The organism is Psychromonas sp. SR45-3 (genome assembly GCF_014163575.1).
Classification (GTDB): Bacteria; Pseudomonadota; Gammaproteobacteria; order Enterobacterales; family Psychromonadaceae; genus Psychromonas; species Psychromonas arctica.
In genome coordinates this window covers 1-5,730 of record NZ_JACJDP010000071.1, presented here as the reverse complement: position 1 = coordinate 5,730, position 5,730 = coordinate 1, and the positions used below count along the sequence as shown (strand labels likewise).

At 38.5% G+C, this 5,730-nt stretch carries 3 protein-coding genes; 1 reads left to right on the top strand and 2 read right to left on the bottom strand.

Features of this window, described 5'->3' with window-relative positions; translation table 11 throughout:
• Positions 1 to 127: 127 nt before the first annotated feature.
• On the bottom strand, positions 128 to 1,066 hold the full coding sequence (locus H5084_RS18975; protein WP_182692201.1) for a class I SAM-dependent methyltransferase: 939 nt from the start codon (positions 1,064 to 1,066) through the stop codon (positions 128 to 130).
• A 62-nt stretch (positions 1,067 to 1,128) separates the two neighbouring features.
• The gene (locus tag H5084_RS18970) at positions 1,129 to 2,274 is read right to left on the bottom strand and encodes an AI-2E family transporter (protein WP_182692200.1); all 1,146 of its coding nucleotides are present in this window, start codon (positions 2,272 to 2,274) and stop codon (positions 1,129 to 1,131) included.
• Between the two features lie 411 nt (positions 2,275 to 2,685).
• Between H5084_RS18970 and adhE the strand changes: the two genes are divergently transcribed.
• Entirely contained in the window at positions 2,686 to 5,343 is a 2,658-nt protein-coding gene (adhE, locus tag H5084_RS18965; protein ID WP_028869108.1) for a bifunctional acetaldehyde-CoA/alcohol dehydrogenase, read from the top strand.
• Positions 5,344 to 5,730 lie beyond the last annotated feature (387 nt).

The following is a 5,730-nucleotide window of genomic DNA, read 5'->3' as shown; positions in this document are numbered from 1 at the left end:
AACGTAAATGCTCAGGGCTAAGCTATTTATGCTTAGTTCAAGGCGAAAAAGCGCAGTTTAGTGGTTTAAATGAGCATTTTTCAACGAAGAAATAGGCTTAAATAGCGACGGCCTGAGTAGTTACATTTTATTTTGCTAATATGCCTACTAATACACATTTCAGGCCTTTATCAAGTTCACTATTGGTAAACTCAATAGGCGGCTCAATAACACTTATTACTTTTGCCGTAGGGCAATGTTCAGCTAATGCATCATAAATAAATTGAAAGTCCAAATCAGGACTATTTAAGCATAACAAAGCTTGCCCTCCCTGGTTTAACAGCTCAGGTAAACGACGCATTATCTTTGGGTAGTCACGTTTTATATTAACGCTGCCTTTTTGTAATGAAGGCGGATCGGCAATGATAATATCATAGGGCCCTAAACGTTTAACTTTACCCCATGACTTAAAAAGATCATGGCCAAGATATTTCACTTTATCTAAATCATGCCCGTTAAGCCTATGATTACCACGCCCTACTGCTAATGCAGCTTTACTCATATCTAAGTTAACGACTTGCTCTGCGCCACCAGCAATAGCCGCATTAGAAAATGCACAGGTGTAGGAAAATAGGTTTAATACACGCTTATTGTGACTATTTTCTCTTAACCAAGAACGGCCATTTTTCATGTCCAAGAAAATACCGTAATTTTGATTTTTACCGAGATTGATTTTATAAGCCAAGCCGTTTTCACAAGCGACAAAATCATGCAACGCATCGCCATATAACAACTCAGTAGGCGCAAGGTCTCGACAACGAAATTGCACTTGAATGCTCTTCACCACAAAGCCTCTTTGAGTCATTTCCACTAGCAGGAAGTCACTCAAATTAGCCAACCATTGTGCATCTTCTTCCTTATATAAAATAATCAATACAACTGGCGCTAACCAATCTATATTAATATGCTGATATTCAGGATAAAAGAATCCACGCCCATGAAATAATCGCGCCATTTCTTTATTTTGCTCGTTAGTTGTTAACGATACGTCTGGAAAATGCATTTTTTCTAATAGTGCTGTAAACATATTATTTTTCTTCTTTAACTTGTTCTTTAATTTTCTTTTTTAAGGATCGATTGAACTGATGACTAAGTCTCATTATTTGAATCGTTTTCGCTTGAATGGCTATTTGAATTAACGTCTTTCGACGACGCGGAGCCTTCCGCTTGTTGCGCATTGGATTTATCGATATTGGTTTGTTCAAATGCAGCAACTTCTTGATCTGAACTTAATAAAATAGCAAACCACCGTCCATCTTCACTATTTTCTAAAGCGATTTTTAAAATCATTGTTAAAGGCACAGATAACAGCATACCTACGACCCCTAATAACCAGCCCCAAAAAATTAATGATAAAAACACAACTAAGGTCGATAAACCTAGACTGCGCCCCATAAAACGCGGTTCAACAACGTTGCCCATGATCATATTTACACTGACAAATAATCCAACCACCGCTGCAGCATAACCTGCACCGAGCTGTAAAAAAGTCAGAATAACAGCAGGCACCGCGGCGATAATTGAGCCGATGTTAGGAATGTAATTTAATAAAAAAGCCAGCAATGCCCATAATACGTAAAATTGAACACCAATTGCCCACAACACAGTACCAATTACGATGCCGGTTCCTAAGCTCACCATGGTTTTAATAGCCATGTAACGGTTCACCATACTTAAGAAGTGATCTAACTTTTTCTCTGTTTGCTCCGAATCATCAAATGCAATATGTAGTTTTTTCGGGAACACTTGCCCTTCAGCCAACATAAAAACAACAGTCAATAATAAAAGGAATATATTGCCCAACACACTGCTGAATCCAGATAAGGTAGTGGTCACTAAATTCATCACTTTAGCAGGATCAAAATAACCACGCACTTCCCCCATCGACAGCTTTATATCATGCTTTCCTAACCATTCAATTAGCCATGTAATTTGCTCTGACAATTGCTCTTCATAAGTTGGAATCGCTTTGCTAAAGTCATTAACAGCCGCCCCTACCACGCCACCTAGAACAATAAATAAGGAAAAGATAGTGACAATAACAAAGGTAATTGCCAGCCCTCTCGGCATCCGTTTACGTTCTAAGTAATTAATAGCGGGGTTACAAATGATGGCGACAAATAGAGATAACAAAAAAGGAACAACAATAGGTGCTGCTTCTTTTATCCCTGCTAATGAAATGACAAAAGCAGAAAAATACAATGCGGTACGACCTGCTGTGGAAACACTTACCATGTTTATCTTCCCTTAAGTGGTGCTATTTTTTTAAATATAAAATAAGAAATGACAGTATAAAGGATTGCCGCAGATTAATGAAAATTAGATCTTAAACCATAGATTGTTTTGAGCAAATAGGCATACAATGATTTCGGCTTAAATTGACTCATAGACCTCAAAACTGACATTCAAAAAAAATATCGAAAAATGAAGAAGACTTATTGAACGTGATAAATATCACACTAAACAAGGTCAATACATTCACTTTATAGTGATCTTGATCAATACGCTAAATCACCTTATTTCTATAATGACTGTGAAAGTTTTTTACTAAGTCCGTTTTTAATAGTAAGTCAGTTTTTATAAAGAGATACGATTTAATAGAACATTTTTAAAACTTTTAAATTTATTAAACTTTTGGAGAAATATATGACGGTAAGTAATGTCACTGAACTAAATGCAATGGTTGCTCGTGTAAAAACGGCGCAAAAAGAATTTGCAACTTACTCACAGGAGCAAGTTGATAAAATATTCCGTGCAGCATCATTAGCAGCCTCTACAGCACGTATCGAATTAGCTAAAATGGCTGCAAACGAGTCTGGCATGGGTATCATGGAAGACAAAGTAATCAAAAACCATTTTGCTTCTGAATTCATTTACAACAAATACAAAGACGAACTAACATGTGGCGTGATTGACCGCAATGAAGAAGGCGGCACTATCACTATCGCAGAACCTGTAGGTATTGTTTGTGCAATCGTCCCAACAACCAACCCAACTTCAACTGCGATTTTTAAAGCCCTAATCTGTCTTAAAACACGTAATGGTTGTATCTTCTCTCCACATCCACGCGCTAAAAATGCAACCAACTACGCAGCGAAAGTGGTATTAGATGCAGCAATCAAAGCTGGCGCACCAAAAGATATTATTGGTTGGATTGACGTACCATCAGTTGAGCTTTCAAATGCATTAATGAAACATGACGATATCAACCTTATCCTTGCAACTGGTGGTCCAGGCATGGTTAAAGCGGCCTACTCTTCAGGTAAACCAGCAATCGGTGTTGGTGCAGGTAATACACCTGTAGTTATCGACGAAACCGCTGATATCAAACGTGCCGTTTCTTCAATCTTAATGTCTAAAACATTCGATAACGGTGTAATCTGTGCTTCTGAGCAAGCAGCGATTGTTGTTGAATCTATTTACGACGAAGTAAAAGCACGTTTCGCTAAATACGGCGCGGCAGTGTTAAGCCAAGCAGATGCAGACAAAGTACGTAAAGTATTAATCATCGATGGTGCATTGAATGCGAAAATCGTTGGTCAACCTGCATACAAAATTGCAGCACTAGCGGGTGTTAAAGTACCAACTTCAACTAAAATCCTTATCGGTGAAGGCCTAGAAGCTTCATGGGATGATGAATTTGCACATGAAAAACTATCTCCTACTTTAGGCTTATTCAAAGCGAAAAACTTTGAAGATGCAGTACGTCAAGCAGGTATCGTATTAGATATAGGTGGTGTTGGTCATACGTCAGTACTTTACACAGACCAAGATGCAAACGCAGATCGTATCGCTTACTTTGGCGATAAAATGAAAACAGCACGTATTCTGGTGAATACGCCTGCTTCTCACGGTGGTATCGGTGATCTTTACAACTTCGAACTTGCACCTTCTTTAACACTCGGTTGTGGTTCATGGGGTGGTAACGCTATCTCTGAAAACGTGGGTCCAAAACACCTTATCAATAAGAAAATTGTTGCGAAGCGAGCTGAAAATATGTTGTGGCATAAACTACCAAAATCAATCTACTTCCGCCGCGGCTGTCTACCAGTTGCAATGACTGACCTTGAAGGTAAAAAACGTGCATTAATCGTGACTGACCGTTTCTTATTCAACAATGGTTACATCGATGACCTACGCTCTATCCTGAAAGAAAAAGGCATGGAAGTTGAAGTGTTCCATGAAGTAGAAGCCGATCCAACATTAGCAGTCGTAAAAGCAGGTGCAGCAGCATGTTTAAGCTATCAACCTGATGTGATTCTAGCAGTTGGTGGTGGTTCACCAATGGATGCAGCGAAAATCATGTGGGTAATGTACGAGCACCCAGAAACAGATTTTGAAGACTTATCAATGCGCTTTATGGATATCCGTAAACGTATCTACAAATTCCCTAAAATGGGGTCTAAAGCAGAGTTAGTTTGTATTACTACAACTTCTGGTACCGGTTCTGAAGTAACACCATTTGCTGTAGTTACAGATGAAAAAACAGGTCAAAAATACCCATTAGCAGATTACGAGCTAACACCAAACATGGCGATTGTTGATGCAAACCTTGTTATGGATATGCCTAAATCTTTATGTGCATTCGGTGGCTACGATGCAGTCACTCACGCAATGGAAGCTTACGTTTCTGTATTAGCGAATGAATACTCAGACGGCCATGCACTACAAGCGCTTAAAATGCTTAAAGAGTACTTACCAAGCTCATATGCTAACGGTAAAAAAGACCCAATCGCACGTGAAAAAGTACATAACGCAGCAACTATCGCAGGTATGTCTTTTGCTAATGCATTCTTAGGTGTTTGTCACTCAATGGCACACAAACTAGGTGCTGAATTCCACGTTCCACATGGTTTAGCAAATGCATTATTAATTGCGAATACTATTCGTTTTAATGCAACTAATAACCCAACTAAACAAACTGCATTCTCACAGTACGATCGCCCTAAAGCACGTGCTCGTTATGCAGAAATAGCGGCACACTTAGGTTTCACAACAGGTAACACTGAAGACAAACTTAACGCACTATTAAACTGGTTAGAAGAGTTAAAAGTAGCATTGAATATTCCACTATCAATCCAAGCTGCCGGTGTTGATGAAGCGGCATTCATGGCAAAAGTTGACAAACTTGCTGAAGATGCGTTCGATGACCAATGTACAGGTGCAAACCCACGTTACCCATTAATCGCAGAGCTTAAAGAAGTATTAATTGCTTCTTACTACGGCACTGCTTACGCTGACGTGATGGATGTACCAGAAGTTGAAGTTAAAGCAGAACCAAAAGAAGAAAAAAAAGCTAAATAGTTTAATTTAGTACCCCACTTTCAAGCCTGCTTTATGCAGGCTTTTTTGTGTTCGGGATAGGTGAAATTAACAACAAACCTAAAAAAACCAACCACGGAGCGCTGCGCTACACAGATTGCACGAAGGGTTAGGGTTAACAATAAAAGATAAATTACTTTGAGATAGGATTAAAAGTATTTTTAGTTTCCCATCTTTTATTTTTAATGACTAAAAGGTAAGAACTAAAAGACATCAAGCAGAGGGAAAGAGGCAGGTTCCAACAATTATACCAATCACACTAATTAACTGATCTATTTTACTTGTTAAAATAACTTATTTCTTCGTTGTAACTTTCATAAAGGAAACAACCATTTAGTTCAATTTACGCCTTGAACTAAGTCATTTTTC

What these genes read in the sequence shown, in the direction of transcription:
- H5084_RS18970 (WP_182692200.1), bottom strand. Translation starts at nt 2,274, where the DNA reads ATGGTAAGTGTTTCCACAGCAGGTCGTACCGCATTGTATTTTTCTGCT.
- adhE (WP_028869108.1), top strand. Translation starts at nt 2,686, where the DNA reads ATGACGGTAAGTAATGTCACTGAACTAAATGCAATGGTTGCTCGTGTA.
- H5084_RS18975 (WP_182692201.1), bottom strand. Translation starts at nt 1,066, where the DNA reads ATGTTTACAGCACTATTAGAAAAAATGCATTTTCCAGACGTATCGTTA.